This is a genomic window from Streptomyces sp. JLBT605, assembly GCF_058215555.1.
The window spans coordinates 4,688,619-4,709,153 of sequence record NZ_CM177087.1 but is presented as its reverse complement, the minus strand read 5'-3'; the positions used below and the strand labels follow the sequence as shown (position 1 = coordinate 4,709,153).

Here is a 20,535-nt window from a genome sequence, read left to right as displayed (position 1 = left end):
ACGCGCCGAGGCGGGCGGCGGCGAGGGCCGCGCACCCCCGCTCGCGTCCGGCGGGCGGTGGTGCGCGGCGGGCGCCTGGTCAGCGGGTGCCGATCAGCGGTTGATCGACTGCACTTCCCTGACCGTCACGTCCTGCTCGAAGGTGCTCTCTCCGTCGGGCATGCCGGGCTGCCGGGCCGGTCCGTCGGGGTCGGCGGAGTCGGTCCAGGTGACCTTCCAGGTGATGGACGCCTTGAGCGGGTAGGTCCCGTCGCCGGAGGACTTGCGGTAGGTGATGTTGCACTCCGCGTCCTTGGTGTCGACGGAGTAGCCGCCGCCCTTCCTGGCCAGGGTGTAGGTGCAGGAGCCCGGGTCGGCGTAGGGCGTACCGGCCTCGATGTGGAGCTTGACCGGGGTGGCGACGGTGGTCGCGGCCACGTTGACGCCGAGCTGGTTGAGCTGGGCGGTCACCCAGACCCGGTCCAGGTCCTGGCCGAAGCGCACATACGTTTTGAGGTTGACGACCTGGCCGTCGGCCGCGGGGCTCAGCTCCACGGGCGGGGCGGGCAGCCGGGTCCTTTCATAGGCGAGCCCGGCGAGGATCTCCGGGTCGATCACCGGGGTGCCCGGGGGCGGCGGGTCGTCGGGGCCGACCCACAGGTACGGGTCGCGTGCCATGGCGCACTCGCCGTACCCCTCCGGGTCGGAGTCCAGGTTTCCGACCATCTCGTACCAGGCGCCCTTGTCGCCCTTGTGGAAGTTGTCCTCGCCGTACTTGACGCCGTCCGAGTGGCCTGCGCTGCCGGAGCCGTAGTCGTGGCCGGCCAGGTACTCCTGGAGTTCCTCCGGGGTGTACTTGGGCTCGTACCAGCAGGCGGGCGGCGACCAGTCGGAGTTCACCGGGGCCAGCGGCTTGCCGCTCGCGCCCGGCCGGCTCATCGTGAAGGACACCTTCGAGCCGATCTGGTCGCTGGGCCCGCCGGTCGCCGGCCCCTGGCCGAAGTCGCTGTCCGCGTGGGCCGGCGCGCTCATCGTGATCACGCACAGCGCCGCGGCCATTGCGGCCACCGTGGCCCGACGTGACGTCACCGGGCGCATGAGCCGGCTCCTCGGGTGGCCTGATCCCTCTCCATCTGCCATGTTCCGTCCCCGTTCTTCCGCATGAAGGACACGTGGTAGACAAAGCTCTTCGCGCTGGGCGTCGTCTTCTCCACCTTCTGGGTTTTCGCGTCCTTGTCGTAGAAATGGCGCTGGTCCTCGCAGTACGTCACACCAGCGGTCGATTCGTCCGTGACCTTTACCGTGCGCTGGTAATAGCGGACGGTGCCGGTGACGGTCTTTCCGCGCTTCTTGTATTCCCTGACTCCGCTTGCCCATCCGGAGGCGGCCTGCCCGGTCAGATACTTCTGCAAAAGGGGCAGTTCGGGGTCTTGTTCGGCGGCTGCCAGGTTGATGGCCCGCAGTGCGTATCCGTGATCGCGGAGCACCGCGTCCTTAGCCTTGCCGCCCGCCGCTTGGGGCTCGATCTCCACCGTGACGTCCTTGGGGAAATCGAATTCCGGAGCGCCTGGTTCCGTTGTGGGAGCGGGCGTCGGTGAGGCCGGAGCGGAATGCTTCGCGTTCCGCTCGGCCCCTTCGATGTCGTCCGAGCCGCCGTCGCCGCCGCCACCGCACGCACCGAGGAGGAGTGTCGCGGCGAGAGCCGCGGAAACCGCACAGGCAGCGCGCTTCTTCATCGTGCAACAGCTCCAGTTCACTTGTCCGACCCGGGCGGGAGGCGGTCAGTGAATTTGGAGTGGTGATGGTCAACGCCCCCGCGCGGCAATCGCTTTGAGCCTACAGATTCAGCCACTCGGACAACAGAGAACGGAAAACATCGAGGGGCGCCCCGGTGGTCATTTCCACCGGGGCGCCCCTCACACCGTCATTCTCAGGCCGCTATCGGCCGCTGCACCTTGATCGACTGAAGCAGCCCCACCGCTATCCAGACGGCGAACATCGACGAACCGCCGTAGGAGACGAAGGGCAGCGGGAGTCCGGCCACCGGCATGATGCCGAGCGTCATGCCGATGTTCTCGAAGGACTGGAAGGCGAACCAGGCGATGATTCCGGCCGCCACGATCGTGCCGTACAGCTCGGTCGTCTCGCGCGCGATCCGGCAGGCGCGCCACATCACCACGCCGATCAGCACGATGATCAGGCCGGCGCCGAGGAAGCCCAGCTCCTCGCCGGCGACCGTGAAGACGAAGTCCGTCTGCTGCTCGGGGACGAACTGGCCGGTGGTCTGGGTGCCGTGGAAGAGGCCCTTCCCGGTCAGGCCACCGGACCCGATGGCGATGCGCGCCTGGTTGGTGTTGTAACCGACACCGGCCGGGTCGAGGGCCGGATTGGCGAAGGCGGCGAAGCGGTCGATCTGGTACTGGTCGAGGACACCGAGCTGCCAGATGAGGATCGCGCCGACGACGGCGGACCCGATGAGCCCGGCGACCCAGCGGTTGGAGGCGCCGGAGCTCAGCAGCACCGCGAGGATGATCATCGCCATGACCATCACGGACCCGAGGTCGGGCATCATCAGCACGACCGCGATGGGCACCCCGGCGAGGGCGAGCGCCTGCATGACGGTGCGGTGGTCGGGATTCTCCCGGTCGCCCGCGTCCACCCGCGCGGCCAGCAGCATCGCCATGCCCAGAATGATCGTGATCTTCGCGAACTCGGAGGGTTGCAGGGAGAACCCGCCGCCGATCACGATCCAGGCGTGCGCGCCGTTGATGGTGGAGCCCAGCGGCGTGAGCACCGCGAGCACCAGCAGCACCGACAGCGCGTACAGGAAGGGCACGGCGCCGCGCAGGGTGCGGTGGCCGAGCCAGACGGTGGCGACCGCGAGCGCGATGCCGATGCCGGTGTTCAGGGCGTGCCGGACGAGGAAGTAGTACGGATCGCCCTGGTTGAGCTCGGTGCGGTTGCGGGTCGCGGAGTAGACCAGCACCGCGCCGATGCCGGACAGCGCGAGCGCGGCGAGGATCATTATCCAGTCGAGCCGGCGCACGATGGAGTCGCGCGCCATCAGCTTGCCCCAGGTGCCGCGCTCGGGTGCGTAGCGCCGGATCGGGTAGCCGGTGGAGGTCGCGGTCATTGCGGCGCCCCTCCGCCCAGGCCGACGGCCTTGTAGATCCTGCCGACGGGCTGGGCCTCGATGGTGCCGTCGGAGTCGATCCGGGGCAGCTTGGTCTGCGGCCGGGGCAGCAGCGCCTTCTTCCGGTTGATCTTGCCGTCCTTGGAGACTCCGTACAGCGCGTTGTAGATGTTGCGGACGGCCGGGCCGGAGGCGCCGGAGCCCGTACCACCCTGGGAGATCGTCATGACGATCGTGTAGTCCTTGGTGTACGTCGCGAACCACGAGGTGGTCTGCTTGCCGTAGACCTCGGCGGTACCGGTCTTGGCGTGCATCGGGATCTGCTTCTGCGGCCAGCCGACGAACCGCCAGGCGGCGGTGCCCCGGGTGGCCACTCCCGCGAGCGCGGCGTCTATCTTCTTCCGCGTCTTGGGGTCCATCGGCAGCCGGCCGTGCGCCTTGGGCTTGATCGCCTGGACCTTCTTGCCGTCCGCGCTGACGATCGCCTTGCCGACGGTCGGGTCGTAGAGCGTGCCGCCGTTGCTGATGGCCGCGTAGATGGTGGCCATCTGGATCGGGGTGACGAGGGTGTCGCCCTGGCCGATGGAGTAGTTGACGGAGTCACCGGCGCGCATCTTCATGCCTTCGAGGCAGTTCTCGTAGGCGATCTTCTGCGCGTAGTCGCCGTCCTTCTTGCCGTCCTTGCACCAGGACTTCTGGTTGGCCTTCCAGTAGTCCTTCTTCCACTGCCGGTCGGGCACCCGGCCGGTGACCTCGTTGGGCAGGTCGATGCCGGTCTCCTTGCCCAGGCCGAACTGGTGAGCGGTCTTGTAGAACCAGTCGGCGGGGTTCTTCTTGGGGGTGGTGCCGCCGTCCTTCTGCCACTCCTTGTGCGCCAGGCCGTAGTAGACGGTGTCGCAGGAGACCTCCAGCGCCCGGCCGAGGCTGATGCTGCCGTGGCCGGCGGACTCGAAGTTCTTGAAGACCTGGCCGCCGATGCTGTACGAGCTGGGGCAGGGGTAGGGGCCCTCGAAGGAGTAGCCCGCGTTGACCGCCGCGGTGGTCGGGATGACCTTGAAGATCGAGCCGGGCGCGGCCTGCCCCTGGATGGCGCGGTTCAGCAGCGGGTAGTTGGAACCCTTGCCGGTGAGCTGCTTGTAGTCCTTGCCGGAGATGCCGCCGACCCAGGCGTTGGGGTCGTAGGTCGGGTTGGACGCCATCGCCACGACCCGGCCGGTCTTGGCCTCCATCACCACGACCGCGCCGGCGTCCGCCTTGTAGTTGGTGCCGGTGTTGCGGTCGTGCTGCTTGCGGGCCTCCTTCATCGCCAGCGCCAGCTCCTTCTCGGCGACCGCCTGCACACGGGCGTCGATGCTGGTGACGAGGTTGGCGCCGGGCTCGGCCTTGTCGCTCTCCCGCTGGCCGATGACCCGGCCCAGGTTGTCGACCTCGTAGCGGGTGACGCCCGCCTTGCCGCGCAGCTGGGCGTCGTAGGCGCGCTCCAGGCCGGAGCGGCCGATCTGGTCCGAGCGCAGCAGCGGGGACTGGCTGTCCTCGGCGTCCTTGATCTCGTCGTCGGTGACGGGCGAGAGGTAGCCCAGCACCTGCGCGGCGTTGGACTCGGCCGGCGCGGCGTAGCGGCGCACCGGGATGGGCTCGGCGCTGATGGCGGGGAAGTCCTCGGCGCGCTCGCGGATCTGCAGGGCCTGCTGGGTGGTGGCCTCGTCGGTGATCGGGATGGGCTGGTAGGGCGAGCCGTTCCAGCAGGGCTGCGGGGTCTGCGCGTCGCACAGCCGCACCTTGGCCATCACGTCCTGGGGTTTCATGTCGAGCACGCCCGCGAGCCGGGTGAGGACGGCCTTGCCGTCGTCCGGCATCTTCATCAGCTCGGTGCGGCTGGCGGAGACCACCAGGCGGGTCTCGTTGTCGGCCAGCGGGATGCCGCGCGCGTCCAGTATCGAGCCGCGGGTGGCGGGCTGGATGACCTGCTGGACGTGGTTGCTGGCGGCCTCGTCGCTGTACTCGTCGCCGTTGCGGATCTGGAGGTACCAGAGGCGTCCGCCGAGGGTGAGCAGGAGGGAGAAGACCAGGATCTGGATGGCGACGAGGCGGACGGTCACCCGCGTGGTCCGCCCGGTCTCGGGGATATTGCTCATGGTGCGGTGCCTCCCTCGGTGCCGTCGTCGATGGCCTGAAGGGTCACAGCCCCTTGACCCCCTTGATGCGTCCCGCCTTGCCCGTTCTGCCCTTGCCCGGCTTGGTCAGCAGGCCGCCGCGCTGCTTGCCGATCCTGGCCGCCTTGCCCAGCCGGCCGCCGCGCGCCCCGCCGGCGGAGGTGAGCCAGTTGTACGAGTCCGCGCCGCCGCCCGAGGAGCCGCCGGGGGTGTCCACCCGCGGGTCGCGGTCGGTGCGCCGGGCCAGCGCCATGATCACCGGCACCGTGAACGGGGCCAGCAGCAGGTCGTACAGGGCGGCGGTGAACACCAGCTTGGCCAGGCCCACATCGCGGGCGGCGGAGTCGCCGACCAGCGCGCCGACGCCGGCGTAGAGCAGGGTGGAGCCGATCGCGGCGCTGACGACCACCAGCATCGGGCCGGTGGCCGAGCGGAGCTGGCCGGTCTCCGGCTTGACCAGGCCCGCGAGGTAGCCGATGACGCAGAGCACCAGGGCGTAGCGTCCGGCGGCGTGGTCCGCGGGCGGCGCGAAGTCGGCGAGCAGACCGGCGCCGAAGCCGATCAGGGCGCCGGCGGTGTGACCGTAGATCAGGGCGAGGCCGAGGACGACCAGCAGCAGCAGGTCGGGGACGGCGCCGGGCAGATTGAGCCGGGCCAGCACGCAGACCTGCGCGATGAGGGCGAAGACCACGAGGACGGTCGACAGCAGGATCCGGTTGAGGCGCAGCATCGGTCAGCTCCTGGTGGCGGCACTCGCGGGCGGGGTGGCCGTGGCGGTGACCTTCGGCTTCGGCTTCGGCTTGGGCTTCGGTTTGGCCGGCCGGGGCGGCAGCACCGAGTCGCGCGGGTTCTCCCGCGGCGGCTGGGTGACGACGCCGACGATGTCGAGCTTGGTGAAGCCGACGTACGGGCGGACCTGCACGGTGCGGGTCAGGCCGCCGTCGGAGGGGTCGACCCGGACGACCTCGCCGACCGGGACGCCGGGCACGAACGGACGGTCGCCGCGCGAGCCGAAGGTGACCAGCCGGTCCCCCTTCTTCACCTTGGCCTTGCCGTTGAGGAGCTGGATCCGCAGCGGGCGGTCGCCCTGGCCGTTGGCGAAGCCGATCTCGCCGGTCTTCTCCATCCGGGTGCCGACGGTGAAGTCGGGGTCGTTGGCGAGCAGCACGGTGGAGGTGGAGTGGCCCACCGTGGTGATCCGGCCGACCAGCCCGTCGCCGTTGATGACGGTCATGTCGCGGCGGATGCCGTCCTCGCTGCCGGCGTCGATGGTGACGGTCCAGGAGAAGCCCTGGGTGGAGCCGATGGCGATGACCTCGGCGCCGGTGATGCCGTACTGCCCGGTGCCCGCGGTCTTCAGCAGCTTGTCGAACTCGGCGGCGCGGGACCGGGCCCGGTCGTCGCTGCCCAACCGCTGTTTGAGCTCCGCGTTCTCGCGTTCGAGGTCGCTGATCCGGTCGTGCCGGTCGTCGGACTCCCGTACGGCGGCGACGGCGTTGCCGACCGGGTCGACGACGCCGGCCACGCTCTCCTCCACGGGACCGAAGACCGAGGCGGCGGTCCGGCGGGCGCCATCGAGGGGCGATTCCTCGCCGCCCCGGAGGTCCACCGTGATCAGGGCGAACGCGACGGCGACCAGCAGCACCAGGAGCAAGCGGCTCTCTCGTGTGTCCCTCACGTGCGGCGACGTGCCTTCCTCGTAGGAGTCGGACCTTATGCCTGTATATCAGCGTTCCGCCGGGCGGCCGGAGCGACGCCCGGGCGACGGAACGCGTCGCGCCTCCGCGGTCACCTGCGGGGGCGCCCCACGATCACCTGCGGGGCTGGGCGTCCAGCACCTGCTGGAGTGCCTCGAACTCCTCGACACACTTGCCGGAGCCCAACGCCACCGAGTCCAGCGGGTCCTCGGCGATGTGGATGGGCATCCCGGTCTCCGCGCGCAGGCGCTCGTCGAGGCCGCGGAGCAGCGCGCCACCGCCGGTGAGCACGATGCCGCGGTCCATGACGTCGCCGGACAGCTCGGGCGGGCACTTGTCGAGGGTGGTCTTCACCGCGTCGACGATGGAGTTGACCGGCTCCTCCATCGCCTTGCGGACCTCGGCGGCGGAGATCACCACGGTCTTGGGCAGGCCGCTGACCAGGTCGCGGCCGCGGATCTCGGTGTGCTCCTCGTTCTCGGTCTCGTAGGCCGAGCCGATGGTGATCTTGATGTTCTCGGCGGTGCGCTCGCCCAGCAGGAGGCTGTACTCCTTCTTGACGTGCTGGATGATCGCGTTGTCCAGCTCGTCGCCGGCGACGCGGATCGACTGTGCCGTGACGATTCCGCCGAGGGAGATCACCGCGACCTCGGTGGTGCCGCCGCCGATGTCCACGACCATGTTGCCGGTGGCCTCGTGGACCGGCAGCCCCGAGCCGATGGCGGCCGCCATGGGCTCCTCGATGATGTGCACCTGGCGGGCGCCCGCCTGGGTGGACGCCTCGATGACGGCACGGCGCTCGACACCGGTGATACCGGAAGGCACGCAGACGACGACCCGCGGGCGGGCGAGATACCGTCGCTTGTGGATCTTCAGGATGAAGTAGCGGAGCATCCGCTCGGTGATCTCGAAGTCGGCGATCACCCCGTCCTTGAGCGGACGGACAGCGACGATGTTGCCAGGAGTCCGGCCGATCATCTTCTTCGCCTCGGCGCCCACGGCCAGGATTCCGCCCGTGTTGGTGTTGATGGCGACGACTGACGGCTCGTTGAGGACGATCCCGCGGCCCCTGACGTACACCAGCGTGTTGGCGGTCCCGAGGTCGACAGCCATGTCACGGCCGATGAACGACATGTTGTTCCCCATAAGGATACGTCTGGCCTTCCCTACTGGAGCGAATGCTTACTCGAGGTCGGCAGGATGGGTGCGCACCGAGGAGCGCGGAAGCTTTCATCGTAGTCTCGGTCGTTGGAGCACGACGCGAGGGTCCTCCGCCATTGTCGGCGGAACACGCCCCCGCCCCCTCAATGGAGACGTCGTGTCGGGGTGTCGCGTTCCCCCGATCGGGTCGCATATGCCAAGGGGCGACCGAATATTTTCGGCCGCCCCCGGCCGGAGGGGTCTGGAGGTGACGGGGCGTCAGGCCAGGCCGGGGAAGAAAATCTTGATCTCCCGCTGCGCGGACTCCTCCGAGTCCGAGGCGTGGATCAGGTTCTCCCGCACGATGGTGCCGAAGTCGCCACGGATGGAGCCGGGGGCCGCCGCGATCGGGTCGGTCGGCCCGGCCAGCGCCCGGACGCCCTCGATCACGCGTTCGCCCTCGACGACCAGTGCGACCACGGACCCGGAGGACATGAAGGCCACCAGCGGCTCGTAGAACGGGCGGCCCACGTGCTCGGCGTAGTGCTGCTCCAGCGTGGCGCGGTCGAGGGTACGCAGCTCCAGCGCGGTGATGGACCAGTTCGCCTTGCGCTCGATCCGGCCGATGATCTCGCCGACCAAGCCCCGCTTGACCGCGTCGGGCTTGAGGAGGACGAGGGTGCGCTGGGTCATGATGCGGCTCCTATGCAGGGCAGACGGTGCAGTGCGCCCGAGGCTACAGGGGCCGGATGACCGCTCCGAACCCGGCACGGTCTTTCACCGCCCGGCCGTGCCGGACCCGCCTCCGCGCCGGCATCCGCACCCGGTCCGGCGTCCGGAGCCGCGCCCGAAGGCTAGGACGACTCGGCCGCCTGCGCGGCGAACCGCGCCTTGGCCTCGTCGACCTTGCGCCCGAAGTGCACCGAGGCCCACCACAGACCCGCGAAGACCGCGCCCAGGAAGAACATCGTCGGCAGCACCAAGCCGCTCAGGATCAGCGCCCCCTGGAGCGCCCAGCCGATCTGCACCGCGCCCGGCCGGGAGAGCATCCCGCTCAGCAGCAGACACAGCAGCATGGCTATGCCGCTGAACGTCCACACCGTGCCCGTGGACAGATCGGCGGTGTTCATCGCGACCAGCCCGGCGAAGCCGATCACGAAGAATTCACCGATCAGAGTGCTCGCGCAGAGCGTGCGCATCTCAGCCCCTTCCCAGCAGCAGCCGGGCCTCGCCGACCGTGATCACCGAGCCGGTGACGAGCACGCCCGCCCCGGAGAACTCGGACTCCTCCTCGGCCAGGGTGATCGCCGCCTCCAGGGCGTCGTCAAGCCGCGGCTCGACCTGGACCCGCTCGGCGCCGAACACCTCGACCGCGATGCCCGCCAGGGTGTCCGCGTCCATCGCGCGGTGGGTGGAGTTCTGGGTCACCACCACCTCGGCGAAGATCGGCTCGAACGCCTCCAGCAGCCCCCGGACGTCCTTGTCCTCGCTGGTCCCGACCACGCCGACCAGGCGGCTGAAGCCGAATGCCTCGGTGATCGCCTCGGCCGTCGCCTGCGCGCCCGCGGGGTTGTGCGCGGCGTCCAGCAGCACGGTGGGGCTGCGGCGGACGACCTCCAGCCGGCCCGGCGAGGTGACGGTCGCGAAGGCCCGGCGGACGGTGTCGATGTCGAGGGTGCGGGCGTGCTGCGAGCCGATGCCGAAGAACGCCTCGACCGCGGCGAGCGCCACCGCCGCGTTGTGCGCCTGGTGCGCGCCGTGCAGCGGGAGGAAGACCTCCGGATACTCGCCGCCCAGCCCGCGCAGCGTCAGCAGCTGGCCGCCGACCGCCACCTCCCGGCTGAGCACACCGAACTCCATGCCCTCCCTGGCGACCGTGGCGTCCACCTCGACCGCCCGCTTGAGCAGCACCGACGCGGCGTCCACCGGCTGCTGGGCGAGCACCACGGTGGCGTCCTTCTTGATGATCCCGGCCTTCTCGCCCGCGATCTGCTCCGGGGTGGTGCCCAGCCGGTCGGTGTGGTCCAGCGCTATCGGCGTGACCACCGCGACGCCCGCGTCGATCACGTTGGTGGCGTCCCAGGTGCCGCCCATGCCCACCTCGACGACGGCGATGTCCACCGGCGCGTCGGCGAACGCCGCGTACGCCATGGCGGTCAGCACCTCGAAGAAGGAGAGCCGGAAATCCTGCTGGGCGTCGACCATCTCGACGTACGGCTTGATGTCCTGGTACGTCTCGATGAACCGCTCGGCGGAGATCGGGGCTCCGTCCAGGCTGATCCGCTCGGTCACCGACTGCACGTGCGGGCTGGTGTACCGGCCGGTCCGCAGGTCGAATCCGGCCAGCAGCGCCTCGATCATGCGGGCGGTGCTGGTCTTGCCGTTCGTGCCGGTGATGTGGATCGAAGGGTAGGCGCGCTGCGGGGAGCCGAGGACGTCCATCAGCGCCTCGATGCGCCGCACCGACGGGTCCAGCTTGGTCTCGCCCCAGCGCCCGGCGAGCTCTGCCTCGACCTCGCGCAGCGCGCGGTCGGTCTCCGGGTCCTCCGGGCGGGAGGGGACGTCCGCCTGCGGCGGCGGTGCCTGGGTGCGCAGGGTGCGGCTGCCGGCCTCGATCACCGCGAGATCGGGGTCGCGCTCCGTCTCGGCGTCGACGATCTCGTCGAATTCGTCGGAGGCGGACGGCTCGGGCTCGTGCTGTGGGGGCTCGCTCACGGTGCCCAGTCTACGAGGCGGCTCCGACAGAACCGGAGACGAACCCGCGACGAACCCGTGACGCGAGACGCTCCCGCTGCGGACCCGGCGGGTCCGCGAACGGGAGCGTCAGGCGGGCCGTGCCGCTCAGCCCTGCGGGAGAGCGGCCAACTGCGCGGTGATCCGGGCGATATCGGCCTCGGCCGCCGCCTTGCGGGTACGGATCTTCTCCACCACCTGGTCGGGGGCCTTGGCCAGGAAGGCGTCGTTTCCGAGCTTGGCGGTGGTCTGCGCGAGGTCCTTCTCCGCGGCCGCCAGGTCCTTCGCCAGACGCTTGCGCTCGGCGGCCACGTCGATCGCCCCGGACAGGTCCAGGGAGACGGTCGCGCCCGCGACCGGCAGCGAGGCGGTGGCGGTGAAGCCCTCGCCGGCCGGCTGGAGCCGCAGCAGCGAGCGGATCGCGTCCTCGTGCGAGCCGAGCGCCGTGCCGCCCAGGTCCAGCCGGGCAGGGACCTTCTGGCCGGGCTGCAGGCCCTGGTCGGAGCGGAACCGGCGGACCTCGGTCACCAGCTGCTGAACGGTCCCGATCTCCCGCTCGGCGGCCGGGTCGCGGAAGCCGCTGTCGGTCGGCCAGGCGGCGATGACGACCGACTCCTGGCCGGTGAGCGCCGTCCACAGCGCCTCGGTGACGAACGGGACCACCGGGTGCAGCAGCCGCAGCGTGGTGTCCAGGACCTCGCCGAGCACCCGCCGCGAGGCGTCCGCCGCCGCCCCGCCCTTGGCGAAGGTGGTCTTCGACAGCTCGACGTACCAGTCGAAGACCTCGTCCCAGGCGAAGTGGAAGAGGGTGTCGGAGAGCTTGGCGAACTGGTAGTCGTCGTAGTAGGCGTCCACCTCGGCGACGACGGTGTTCAGCCGGGAGAGGATCCAGCGGTCGGCGGCCGACAGCTCCTGCGCGGGCGGCAGTTCGCCCTCCACCGTGGCGCCGTTCATCAGCGCGAAGCGGGTGGCGTTCCAGATCTTGTTGGCGAAGTTCCGGGAGCCCTGGACCCAGTCCTCACCGATCGGCACGTCGACGCCGGGGTTGGCGCCGCGGGCCAGGGTGAAGCGGACGGCGTCGGAGCCGTACTTGTCCATCCAGTCCAGCGGGTTGACCGCGTTCCCGAAGGACTTCGACATCTTCTTGCCGAACTGGTCGCGCACCATGCCGTGCAGCGCGATGGTGTGGAACGGCGGGGTGCCGTCCATCGCGTACAGCCCGAACATCATCATCCGCACGACCCAGAAGAAGAGGATGTCGTAGCCGGTGACCAGGACCGAATTCGGGTAGAACTTCTCGACGCTCTCGGTGCGCTCGGGCCAGCCGAGGGTGGAGAACGGCCACAGGCCGGAGGAGAACCACGTGTCCAGGACGTCCGTCTCCTGGTGCCAGCCCTCGCCCGCCGGCGGCTCCTCGTCCGGTCCGACGCACACCATCTGGCCGTCCGGGCCGTACCAGACCGGAATGCGGTGGCCCCACCACAGCTGGCGGGAGATGCACCAGTCGTGGAGGTTGTCGACCCAGTCGAAGTACCGCTTGGACATCTCCTCGGGGTGGATCTTGACCCGCCCGTCGCGGACGGCGTCGCCCGCCGCCTTGGCCAGCGGAGCGGTCTTGACCCACCACTGCATCGACAGTCGCGGCTCGATGGTGGTCTTGCAGCGCGAGCAGTGGCCGACCGAGTGGGTGTACGGCCGCTTCTCGGCGACGATCCGGCCCTCGGCGCGCAGCGCGCCGACGATGGCGCTGCGCGCCTCCAGCCGGTCCAGGCCCTGGAACGGGCCGTGCGCGGTGATCACCGCGTGCTCGTCCATCACGGTGAGGTTCGGCAGGCCGTGCCGCTGGCCGATGGCGAAGTCGTTGGGGTCGTGGGCCGGGGTGACCTTGACCGCGCCGGTGCCGAACTCCGGGTCGACGTGGCCGTCGGCGACGATCGGGATGCGGCGGCCGGTGAGCGGCAGCTCGATCTCGGTGCCGATCAGGTGCCGGTACCGCTCGTCCTCGGGGTGCACCGCGACCGCGGTGTCACCGAGCATCGTCTCGGCGCGGGTGGTGGCGACCACGATGGACTGCTCGCCCTCGCCGTACCGGATGGAGACCAGCTCGCCGTCCTGGTCGTCGTACTCCACCTCGATGTCGGAGATGGCGGTCAGACAGCGCGGGCACCAGTTGATGATGCGCTCGGCGCGGTAGATCAGCTCGTCGTCGTAGAGCTTCTTGAAGATCGTCTGGACGGCCTTGGACAGGCCCTCGTCCATGGTGAAGCGCTCCCGCGACCAGGCGACACCGTCACCCAGCCGGCGCATCTGGCCGGAGATCTGCCCGCCGGACTCGGCCTTCCACCGCCAGACCCGCTCGACGAACGCCTCCCGGCCCAGGTCGTGGCGGGAGACGCCCTCCTTGGCCAGCTCGCGCTCGACGACGTTCTGGGTGGCGATGCCGGCGTGGTCCATGCCGGGCTGCCACAGCGTCTCGAAACCCTGCATGCGCTTCCGCCGCGTCAGGGCATCGATAAGGGTGTGCTCGAAGGCGTGACCCAGGTGGAGGGAGCCGGTGACATTGGGCGGCGGGATGACGACGGTGAAGGGCTCCTTGTCGCTCTTCGCGTCCGCCTCGAAGTAACCGCGCTCTACCCAGCGCTCGTACAGCTGCCCCTCTACATCGGCCGGCGTGTACTGAGTCGGCAGTTCGGGGTTGCTGTTCGGCCCGCTCTGGGGGCTCTGCGATGAGTTCTCGGTCACGACCGCCAGTCTACGGGCCCACGGCACTCCGTTACGAACCCGTTGCCGCCCCCGGCTCAAGGGAGTGTCGGGCGTCAGGAAGGATGTTGCGCAACTGTCGCGCGCATCGAAGACGCAACGAAGACGCTCTGACGACGCACCGAAGGAAGGCCCGATGAGCTACTCCCAGCCGCCGCCGCAGCCCGGTCCCTACGGGGGCCGGCCGGGTCCGTATGGCGTGGGTCAGCAGCCATCGGCACCCAACCCCTATGCCCAGCAGCCGGGTTACGGGTACCCGCAGCAGGCGCCGCCGCCCGGCGGCCAGGCCCAGCCGGGCGGATACCAGCCGCAGCCGGGCCCGTATGCGCAGGCGCCGGGCGGATACGCTCCGCAGCCCGGCTACTGGGCGTCCCCCCAGCAGGGCCCGTACGCCCAGCCGGGCCCTTACGGGTCCCCGCGGCCCGGCCCCGGCTTTCCCGGTCAGCAGCCCCCGGGCCGCACCGGACGGGGGAAGAAGCTCGGGGTGGCCATCGGGGCGGTCGCCGGGCTGGCCGCGCTGGCCACCGTGGCCGCGGTCTTCCTCTTCGGCGGCGACGGCGACGGCCCCTACCGGCTCACCACGCCGCAGACGGTCGCCGCGCAGTACGAGCGGCAGGGCAAGGGCTCGGGCGACAAGGACCTCTCCGAGGCGGACCAGAACCTGACCGACGCCGACAAGGAGCAGCTGCGGCAGGCGGACGTCGTCAAGAACCCCCACCTGGTGACGGCCGACTACCAGTCCTCGGGCACCCGGCGGATGAAGTTCACCGGGGTCTGGGGCGACGTCACCGACCCCGAGCAGGGCGCCAGGCTCGCCCTGGCGGTCATCGTCAAGTCGCTGGAGGACGGCGGCAACGCCGAGAAGCAGGGCGCCGCCGAGGACTTCTCGCCGGAGGGCTTCGACGGGGACGTGCTGAAGTGCCAGGCCATGAAGTTCACGTCGGATCAGGGATCCATGGACGCACCCGCGTGCGTCTGGGGCGATGAGAGCACCGTGGGCGTCACGCTGATGGCGGACCCGACCACCTCGGTTCTGGGCGACGGCATGTCACTGGAGGACGCCGCCGCTCTCACGGCGAAAGTGCGCCACGACACCCGTGTCGAGATCGACTGACAGCAGCGCCGACCGGCGACCAGCAGCACCGACGAGAAGCAGCGACAAGAGTTGAGGACGCACACATGAGTTACCAGCAGCCGGGTCCCTACGGCCAGCCGCAGCAGCCGGGACCGTACGGACAGCCCCAGCAGCCCGGTCCGTACGGCCCCGGCGGCGCGGCCGGTCAGCCCGGCTACGGCTACCCCCCACAGGCCCCCGCCGGCCAGCCCGGCTACGGCTACCCGCAGCAGCCGCCGGCGGGCCAGCCCAACCCGTACGCCCAGCCCCAGCAGCCGCCGCAGCCCGGCCCGTACGGCCAGCAGCCGGGGCCCTACGGCCAGCCGCAGCCGCCGATGCCCCCGCAGGGCGGCGGCAAGAAGAACAAGAACATAGCCATGGCCATCGGTGCCCTGGTCGCGGTCGGTGCGATCATCGGCGGCGTCCTGATGTTCACCGGCGGCGATGACGACGACAAGAAGAACACCGGCGGCAACGGCGGAAAGATCACCGTCCCCGGCGGGAACAACGGCGGAACCGGCGGCAACGGCGGCAGCGGGCTCAAGAACGACGGCCCGCACAAGCTGACCACCCCGCCGGTGGTGCTGACCGAGTACAAGCTCGGCGACAGCGACACCAAGCAGCTGGACTCCACCGACCTGACGCGGATGGGCATGAAGGCCCCCGGCACCGGGATCCAGGGCGAGTACTCCACCATCGACACCAGCACCTCCACACCAGACCCCTCGCAGCTGGCCTCCTCGAAGTTCATGTACGTCTTCGGCGCTTACGGCGAGATCAGCGACCCGCAGAAGACCCTGGACACCTTCTTCACGTTCATGCGGCAGAAGTCGCTGGACGACGAGGACATCGAGCTGGTCGGCAGCCCGGAGGAGCAGTCCCCCGAGGGCCTCGACGGTGCCGTGATGAAGTGCCAGGAAGCCAAGCCCAAGAATCCGGAGCCGGGCGCCCCCTCGTCCATCCCCGTGTGCCTGTGGGCCGACCACAGCACGGTGGCCGCGGTCATGATGGCGCAGCCGATGAGCTCCCCGTCCATTCCGGAAGCCGCCAAGACCACCGCGGACGTCCGCAAGGAGATCCGGGTCGCGGGCTGACCCGACAGCCACAAGACACCGACAGACACGAGGACTGACATGAGCTACAACCAGCCCGGCCCCTACGGGCAGCAGCCGCAGCAGCCCGGCCCCTACGGCCAGGGTGGCGCGGCCGGTCAGCCAGGCTACGGCTACCCGCCGCAGGCACCCGCGGGTCAGCCCAACCCGTATGCCCAGCCCCAGGCGCCGCAGTCCGGCCCCTACGGGCAGCAGCCGGGGCAGCCGGGTCCCTACGGTCAGCCGCAGCAGCCGGGGCCGTACGGCCAGCCGCAGCCCCCGGTCCCGCCGCAGGGCGGCGGCAACAAGACCAAGACCATAGCCGTGGTCTCCGCGGCGGTCGTGGTCGTCGGTGCGATCGTCACCGGCGTGGTCCTGCTCACCGGCGGTGACGACGACGGCAAGAAGGGCGGCAAGGCCAAGGACGACCCGAAGGTCACCGTCCCCGGCGGTAACGGCGGGACGGGCGGCAGCGGCCTCAAGAACGACGGCCCGCACAAACTGGCCACCCCGCAGACGGTGCTGACCGAGTACAAGCTCCAGGGCAACGATTCCGGCACCGAGCCGCTGTCCTCCTCCGATCTGCGGAAGCTCGGCATGAAGGGCAGCGGCACCGGGGTCAAGGCCGAGTACTCGACGCTAGACCTCTCCGGCTCGAAGCCGGACTCCTCCCAGATCGCCAGCGCGAAGTTCCTCAGCCTCTTCGGTGCGTACGGCCCAATCTCCGACCCGCAAAAGGCCCTGGACGCGTTCTTCAAGGAGATCCAGGAGCAGTCGGTAGGCGACAAGGACGCCGAGCTGGTCGGCAGCCCGGAAGCTCAGTCACCTGACGGGCTGGACGGTGCGGTCATGAAATGCCAGGTCATCAAGGCCAAGCAACCCCAGCCCGGTATGGCTTCGTCGTTCCCCATGTGTGCCTGGGCGGACCACAGCACGGTGGCTGCCATCACCTTCGTCAAGCCGCTGGGCGCTCCGACCATCCCGGAAGCCGCCAAGAACGCCGCCGACCTCCGCAAGGAGATCCGGGTGCCCCAGTAAAGGCCCCACAAGCGGGGAAGGCCGAGTGTGGGAAGACGGCCACCCCCGGCTGCTCTGACGGCAAGGTCAGAGCAGCCGGGGGTGGGAAAATGGCACCAATCTCAAATGATGCCGCTAGACCCTGCTCAGCAGCTGATCATCGAGCCTGGGCACGACGACAGGCTTCGCTGGCATCGTCGCTAGAGACGCCGGCGGACTTCAGCCCTTCAATGCAAGCCACCCAGTTCACAGCACCGCCCACACCGCCGCTTCGTTCGCCCGCTGCGCACGCCCCGCTCACCTTCGGGCCAGTGTTGTAACCCTGCGCGGCAATGTACCCCCGACAGTGGCTGGCACGAGCCTCAGCCGGAGCAGCTACGACGATCGGGACTACACCCGCGGCAACCATGAGCCCGGCGCTTGCCGCCACCCGGCGACTTACTCGAAGCATGAACAGCCTTCCCCGATAGACCTGATGTGTCATCAATGAGCCTGCCCGCGAGTGGCACCGAGGTTCATTCGAGCCAAGGGCCACAAAGAGGTCGGACTACGGCGGGCAAAGCAAGATCAACATTACCATTCTGCAATCCTCCGTTATCAGGGTGCTTACAGCCATCAAACGACATCGGAACCAGCCGGAGGATTGACCAGAGCGTGACATGAGCGCCCGGAAATCGCTGGCAGGCAGCATCGCACCCGCAGACGGAAGGGGGCGCCCGGCAGTTGCCGGGCGCCCCCTTCCGTCTGCGGGTCCGCATGAACCTCCGCGGGCTCAGGCGCTCTTCTCGTGCCGCTCCCCCGGCTCGCCGCCGCGCGTGCGGGGCACCAGCGTCGGGTTGACGCCTGCGTGGACGACGTCGGCGGTGATGACGACACGGGCCACGTCCTTGCGGGACGGCACCTCGTACATCACCGACATCAGCACCTCTTCCATGATGGCGCGCAGGCCACGCGCGCCGGTGCCGCGCAGGATCGCCTGGTCGGCGATGGCCTCCAGGGCGGGACGGTCGAAGTCCAGCTCCACGCCGTCGAGTTCGAAGAGCCGCTGGTACTGCTTGACCAGGGCGTTCCGCGGCTCGACGAGGATCTGCAGGAGCGCCTCGCGGTCGAGGTTGTGAACCGAGGTGATGACGGGCAGCCGGCCGATGAACTCCGGGATCATCCCGAACTTCACCAGGTCCTCCGGCATGACCTCCTGGAACTGGTCACTGGCCTCGATCTCGCGCTTGGAGCGGATGGTGGCGCCGAAGCCGATGCCCTTGGCGCCGGCCCGCGACTCGATGATCTTCTCCAGACCGGCGAACGCACCACCCACGATGAACAGCACGTTGGTGGTGTCGATCTGGATGAACTCCTGGTGCGGGTGCTTCCGCCCGCCCTGCGGCGGAACCGAGGCGGTGGTGCCTTCGAGGATCTTCAGCAGGGCCTGCTGGACGCCCTCGCCGGAGACGTCCCGGGTGATCGACGGGTTCTCGCTCTTGCGGGCGACCTTGTCGATCTCGTCGATGTAGATGATGCCGGTCTCGGCCTTCTTGACGTCGTAGTCGGCGGCCTGGATCAGCTTGAGCAGGATGTTCTCGACGTCCTCACCGACGTATCCGGCCTCGGTGAGGGCGGTGGCATCGGCGATGGCGAAGGGGACGTTGAGCATCCGGGCGAGGGTCTGGGCGAGCAGCGTCTTGCCGGAGCCGGTGGGGCCGAGCAGCAGGATGTTGGACTTGGCCAGCTCGATGCCGTCGTCCTTGTGGCTGCCGTTCTCCCCGGCCTGCACCCGCTTGTAGTGGTTGTAGACCGCGACCGACAGCGCCTTCTTGGCTGCCTCCTGGCCGACCACGTACCCCTCGAGGAACTCGTAGATCTCGCGGGGTTTGGGGAGCTCCTCCCAGCGCACCTCGGAGGTCTCGGCGAGCTCTTCCTCGATGATCTCGTTGCAGAGATCGATGCACTCGTCGCAGATGTACACACCCGGGCCTGCGATGAGCTTCTTCACCTGCTTCTGGCTCTTTCCGCAGAACGAGCACTTGAGCAGGTCGCCGCCGTCACCGATGCGTGCCACGAGGTGCTTCCCCTTCGCCTGGGATCCGCTTCGCTCAACGGACCCGGGTGCTTGCGCTGCGCTTTGCTGCTTCTTCGCCTGGGGGCAGGTGCCCAGCCCCTATGAAGGTACCTTGCCGGGCCCGGTATGCGGGCCCCCCTTGGACCGACTCGGTCCAAGGGGGTACCTCGCCGGGGTGTCAGCCCAGGCCGACGGAGGTCTTGCGGGTCGACACGATCTGGTCGACCAGTCCGTACGCCAGGGACTCCTCAGCGGTGAGGATCTTGTCCCGCTCGATGTCGTCACGGATCTTCTCGATCGGCGTGGTGGAGTGCTTGGCCAGCATCTCCTCCAGCTGCGAGCGCATCCGCAGGATCTCGTTGGCCGCGATCTCCAGGTCGGAGACCTGGCCGCGGCCGGTCTCGCTGTACGGCTGGTGGATCAGCACGCGGGCGTTGGGCAGCGCCATCCGCTTGCCGGGCGTGCCGGCGGCGAGCAGCACGGCCGCGGCGGAGGCCGCCTGGCCCATGCAGACCGTCTGGATGTCGGGCTTGACGAACTGCATCGTGTCGTAGATGGCGGTCAGCGCGGTGAACGAGCCGCCCGGGGAGTTGATGTAGATCGAGATGTCGCGGTCGGGGTCCATCGACTCCAGGCAGAGCAGCTGCGCCATGACGTCGTTGGCCGAGGCGTCGTCGATCTGCACGCCGAGGAAGATCACGCGCTCTTCGAAGAGCTTGGCGTACGGGTCGTACTCGCGGATGCCCTGGGAGGTGCGCTCCACGAAGCGCGGGACGACGTACCGCGACTCGGCCGTGGGGCCGGTGTAGAGGGTCTGCGGAGGGGTCTGGAGGCCGCCGCCGGGGAAGTTGATCATCTGGGGGTTCACCGTCCTGGTCTGAGCAGTGGGCTGAGGTTGGCTGCGCTGCGGCATGGGCTCAGGCGCCGGTGCCGCCGCCGCCCGGCACTCCGGTGGCCGTGCTCATGACGTCGTCGATCAGGCCGTACTCCTTGGCCTCCTCGGCGGAGAACCAGCGGTCGCGGTCGGAGTCCTTGGTGATCTGCTCGACCGTCTGGCCGGTGTGGAAGGCGGTGAGCTCCGCCATCCGCTTCTTGGTGTGCAGCAGCCGCTCTGCGTGGATCTTGATGTCCGAGGCGGAACCCGCCAGGCCCGCGGAGGGCTGGTGGATCAGGATCTCGGCGTTCGGCAGCGCGAAGCGCTTGCCCGGGGTACCCGCGCTCAGCAGGAACTGGCCCATCGAGGCCGCCAGCCCCATGGCGATGGTGACCACGTCGTTCTTGATGTACTGCATGGTGTCGTAGATCGCCATGCCTGCCGAGATCGAGCCGCCCGGGGAGTTGATGTAAAGGAAGATGTCCTTTTCCGGGTCCGCGGCGAGCAGCAGCAGCTGCGCGGTGATCTTGTTGGCGATGTCGTCGTCGACCGGCTGGCCCAGGAAGATGATCCGCTCGTTGAGCAGTCGGTTGTACACCTGGTCGCCGAGGCCACCGAGGTTGGTCTCGCTGGCGGCGGAAGGCATCGGAATCGTCACGTGTCCACCTGCTCGTCTCTGACGGCGACGCGCCGTCTCAGCATCTTCGTCGGGCTTCTACCGGGGCTTTACGGGGACTCCCCTGCCCTCGTATCTACGGACCCTAACGCGCTGGTGGGCGGGCGCCATC

17 protein-coding genes are annotated in these 20,535 nt (G+C 69.4%); 3 read left to right on the top strand and 14 right to left on the bottom strand.

All coding sequences use genetic code 11. The features are described 5' to 3' along the window. Positions 1–93: 93 nt before the first annotated feature. The 11 genes from AC4BDD_RS20480 to AC4BDD_RS20430 all read right to left on the bottom strand — a co-directional run bounded on the left by AC4BDD_RS20480 (position 94) and on the right by AC4BDD_RS20430 (position 13,577). Positions 94–1,038 carry a hypothetical protein gene (locus AC4BDD_RS20480; RefSeq protein ID WP_490686906.1) on the bottom strand — a complete coding sequence of 315 codons (945 nt, stop codon included), beginning with the start codon at positions 1,036–1,038 and terminating at the stop codon, positions 94–96. Positions 1,039–1,064: 26 nt separating this feature from the next. Beyond that, positions 1,065–1,715 (bottom strand): hypothetical protein, encoded by a 651-nt coding sequence (locus AC4BDD_RS20475; protein ID WP_490686905.1) that lies wholly within the window; start codon positions 1,713–1,715, stop codon positions 1,065–1,067. Between the two features lie 194 nt (positions 1,716–1,909). Then, the gene (gene rodA, locus AC4BDD_RS20470) at positions 1,910–3,112 is read right to left on the bottom strand and encodes a rod shape-determining protein RodA (RefSeq protein WP_490686904.1); all 1,203 of its coding nucleotides are present in this window, start codon (positions 3,110–3,112) and stop codon (positions 1,910–1,912) included. Then, positions 3,109–5,247: a penicillin-binding protein 2 gene (mrdA, locus tag AC4BDD_RS20465; protein WP_490686903.1), complete on the bottom strand. Its 2,139-nt coding sequence runs from the start codon at positions 5,245–5,247 to the stop codon at positions 3,109–3,111. Before mrdA ends, rodA begins: the two co-directional genes overlap by 4 nt. 43 nt (positions 5,248–5,290) lie before the next feature. Next, positions 5,291–5,992, bottom strand: a complete 702-nt coding sequence (gene mreD / locus AC4BDD_RS20460; RefSeq protein ID WP_490691860.1) for a rod shape-determining protein MreD — start codon at positions 5,990–5,992, stop codon at positions 5,291–5,293. A gap of 6 nt (positions 5,993–5,998) precedes the next feature. After that, on the bottom strand, positions 5,999–6,943 hold the full coding sequence (gene mreC, locus AC4BDD_RS20455) for a rod shape-determining protein MreC (protein WP_490686902.1): 945 nt from the start codon (positions 6,941–6,943) through the stop codon (positions 5,999–6,001). Between the two features lie 133 nt (positions 6,944–7,076). Continuing rightward, positions 7,077–8,096 carry a rod shape-determining protein gene (locus AC4BDD_RS20450; RefSeq protein ID WP_490691859.1) on the bottom strand — a complete coding sequence of 340 codons (1,020 nt, stop codon included), beginning with the start codon at positions 8,094–8,096 and terminating at the stop codon, positions 7,077–7,079. A gap of 285 nt (positions 8,097–8,381) precedes the next feature. After that, positions 8,382–8,795: a nucleoside-diphosphate kinase gene (gene ndk / locus AC4BDD_RS20445; protein WP_490686901.1), complete on the bottom strand. Its 414-nt coding sequence runs from the start codon at positions 8,793–8,795 to the stop codon at positions 8,382–8,384. A 161-nt stretch (positions 8,796–8,956) separates the two neighbouring features. Then, complete coding sequence (locus AC4BDD_RS20440) at positions 8,957–9,301, bottom strand: DUF4233 domain-containing protein (RefSeq protein WP_490686900.1); 345 nt, start codon at positions 9,299–9,301, stop codon at positions 8,957–8,959. A 1-nt stretch (position 9,302) separates the two neighbouring features. After that, on the bottom strand, positions 9,303–10,817 hold the full coding sequence (folC, locus tag AC4BDD_RS20435) for a bifunctional tetrahydrofolate synthase/dihydrofolate synthase (protein WP_490686899.1): 1,515 nt from the start codon (positions 10,815–10,817) through the stop codon (positions 9,303–9,305). A 126-nt stretch (positions 10,818–10,943) separates the two neighbouring features. Then, a complete protein-coding gene (locus tag AC4BDD_RS20430) occupies positions 10,944–13,577 on the bottom strand; it encodes a valine--tRNA ligase (RefSeq protein ID WP_490686898.1) in 2,634 nt (877 codons plus the stop codon). A 154-nt stretch (positions 13,578–13,731) separates the two neighbouring features. Here AC4BDD_RS20430 and AC4BDD_RS20425 point away from each other — a divergent pair, with 154 nt between their 5' ends. From AC4BDD_RS20425 to AC4BDD_RS20415, 3 genes are all read left to right on the top strand, one after another. Further along, positions 13,732–14,709 (top strand): hypothetical protein, encoded by a 978-nt coding sequence (locus tag AC4BDD_RS20425; RefSeq protein ID WP_490686897.1) that lies wholly within the window; start codon positions 13,732–13,734, stop codon positions 14,707–14,709. A gap of 65 nt (positions 14,710–14,774) precedes the next feature. Further along, positions 14,775–15,803, top strand: a complete 1,029-nt coding sequence (locus tag AC4BDD_RS20420; protein WP_490686896.1) for a hypothetical protein — start codon at positions 14,775–14,777, stop codon at positions 15,801–15,803. 39 nt (positions 15,804–15,842) lie between these two features. Continuing rightward, entirely contained in the window at positions 15,843–16,838 is a 996-nt protein-coding gene (locus AC4BDD_RS20415; protein WP_490686895.1) for a hypothetical protein, read from the top strand. 751 nt (positions 16,839–17,589) lie between these two features. Here AC4BDD_RS20415 and clpX read toward each other — a convergent pair. From clpX to AC4BDD_RS20400, 3 genes are all read right to left on the bottom strand, one after another. Continuing rightward, a complete protein-coding gene (gene clpX / locus AC4BDD_RS20410) occupies positions 17,590–18,873 on the bottom strand; it encodes an ATP-dependent Clp protease ATP-binding subunit ClpX (RefSeq protein ID WP_490686894.1) in 1,284 nt (427 codons plus the stop codon). Between the two features lie 178 nt (positions 18,874–19,051). After that, positions 19,052–19,729 (bottom strand): ATP-dependent Clp protease proteolytic subunit, encoded by a 678-nt coding sequence (locus AC4BDD_RS20405; protein ID WP_490691858.1) that lies wholly within the window; start codon positions 19,727–19,729, stop codon positions 19,052–19,054. A gap of 61 nt (positions 19,730–19,790) precedes the next feature. Then, on the bottom strand, positions 19,791–20,393 hold the full coding sequence (locus tag AC4BDD_RS20400) for an ATP-dependent Clp protease proteolytic subunit (protein ID WP_490691857.1): 603 nt from the start codon (positions 20,391–20,393) through the stop codon (positions 19,791–19,793). Positions 20,394–20,535 lie beyond the last annotated feature (142 nt).

Excerpts from the sequence above, each read along its gene's own strand:
- AC4BDD_RS20475 (WP_490686905.1), bottom strand. The coding sequence starts at position 1,715 with ATGAAGAAGCGCGCTGCCTGTGCGGTTTCCGCGGCTCTCGCCGCGACA.
- AC4BDD_RS20440 (WP_490686900.1), bottom strand. The coding sequence starts at position 9,301 with ATGCGCACGCTCTGCGCGAGCACTCTGATCGGTGAATTCTTCGTGATC.
- AC4BDD_RS20405 (WP_490691858.1), bottom strand. The coding sequence starts at position 19,729 with ATGATCAACTTCCCCGGCGGCGGCCTCCAGACCCCTCCGCAGACCCTC.
- AC4BDD_RS20415 (WP_490686895.1), top strand. The coding sequence starts at position 15,843 with ATGAGCTACAACCAGCCCGGCCCCTACGGGCAGCAGCCGCAGCAGCCC.
- ndk (WP_490686901.1), bottom strand. The coding sequence starts at position 8,795 with ATGACCCAGCGCACCCTCGTCCTCCTCAAGCCCGACGCGGTCAAGCGG.
- AC4BDD_RS20420 (WP_490686896.1), top strand. The coding sequence starts at position 14,775 with ATGAGTTACCAGCAGCCGGGTCCCTACGGCCAGCCGCAGCAGCCGGGA.
- AC4BDD_RS20450 (WP_490691859.1), bottom strand. The coding sequence starts at position 8,096 with ATGTCGTTCATCGGCCGTGACATGGCTGTCGACCTCGGGACCGCCAAC.
- AC4BDD_RS20400 (WP_490691857.1), bottom strand. The coding sequence starts at position 20,393 with ATGCCTTCCGCCGCCAGCGAGACCAACCTCGGTGGCCTCGGCGACCAG.
- AC4BDD_RS20480 (WP_490686906.1), bottom strand. The coding sequence starts at position 1,038 with ATGGCCGCGGCGCTGTGCGTGATCACGATGAGCGCGCCGGCCCACGCG.
- mrdA (WP_490686903.1), bottom strand. The coding sequence starts at position 5,247 with ATGAGCAATATCCCCGAGACCGGGCGGACCACGCGGGTGACCGTCCGC.
- rodA (WP_490686904.1), bottom strand. The coding sequence starts at position 3,112 with ATGACCGCGACCTCCACCGGCTACCCGATCCGGCGCTACGCACCCGAG.
- AC4BDD_RS20425 (WP_490686897.1), top strand. The coding sequence starts at position 13,732 with ATGAGCTACTCCCAGCCGCCGCCGCAGCCCGGTCCCTACGGGGGCCGG.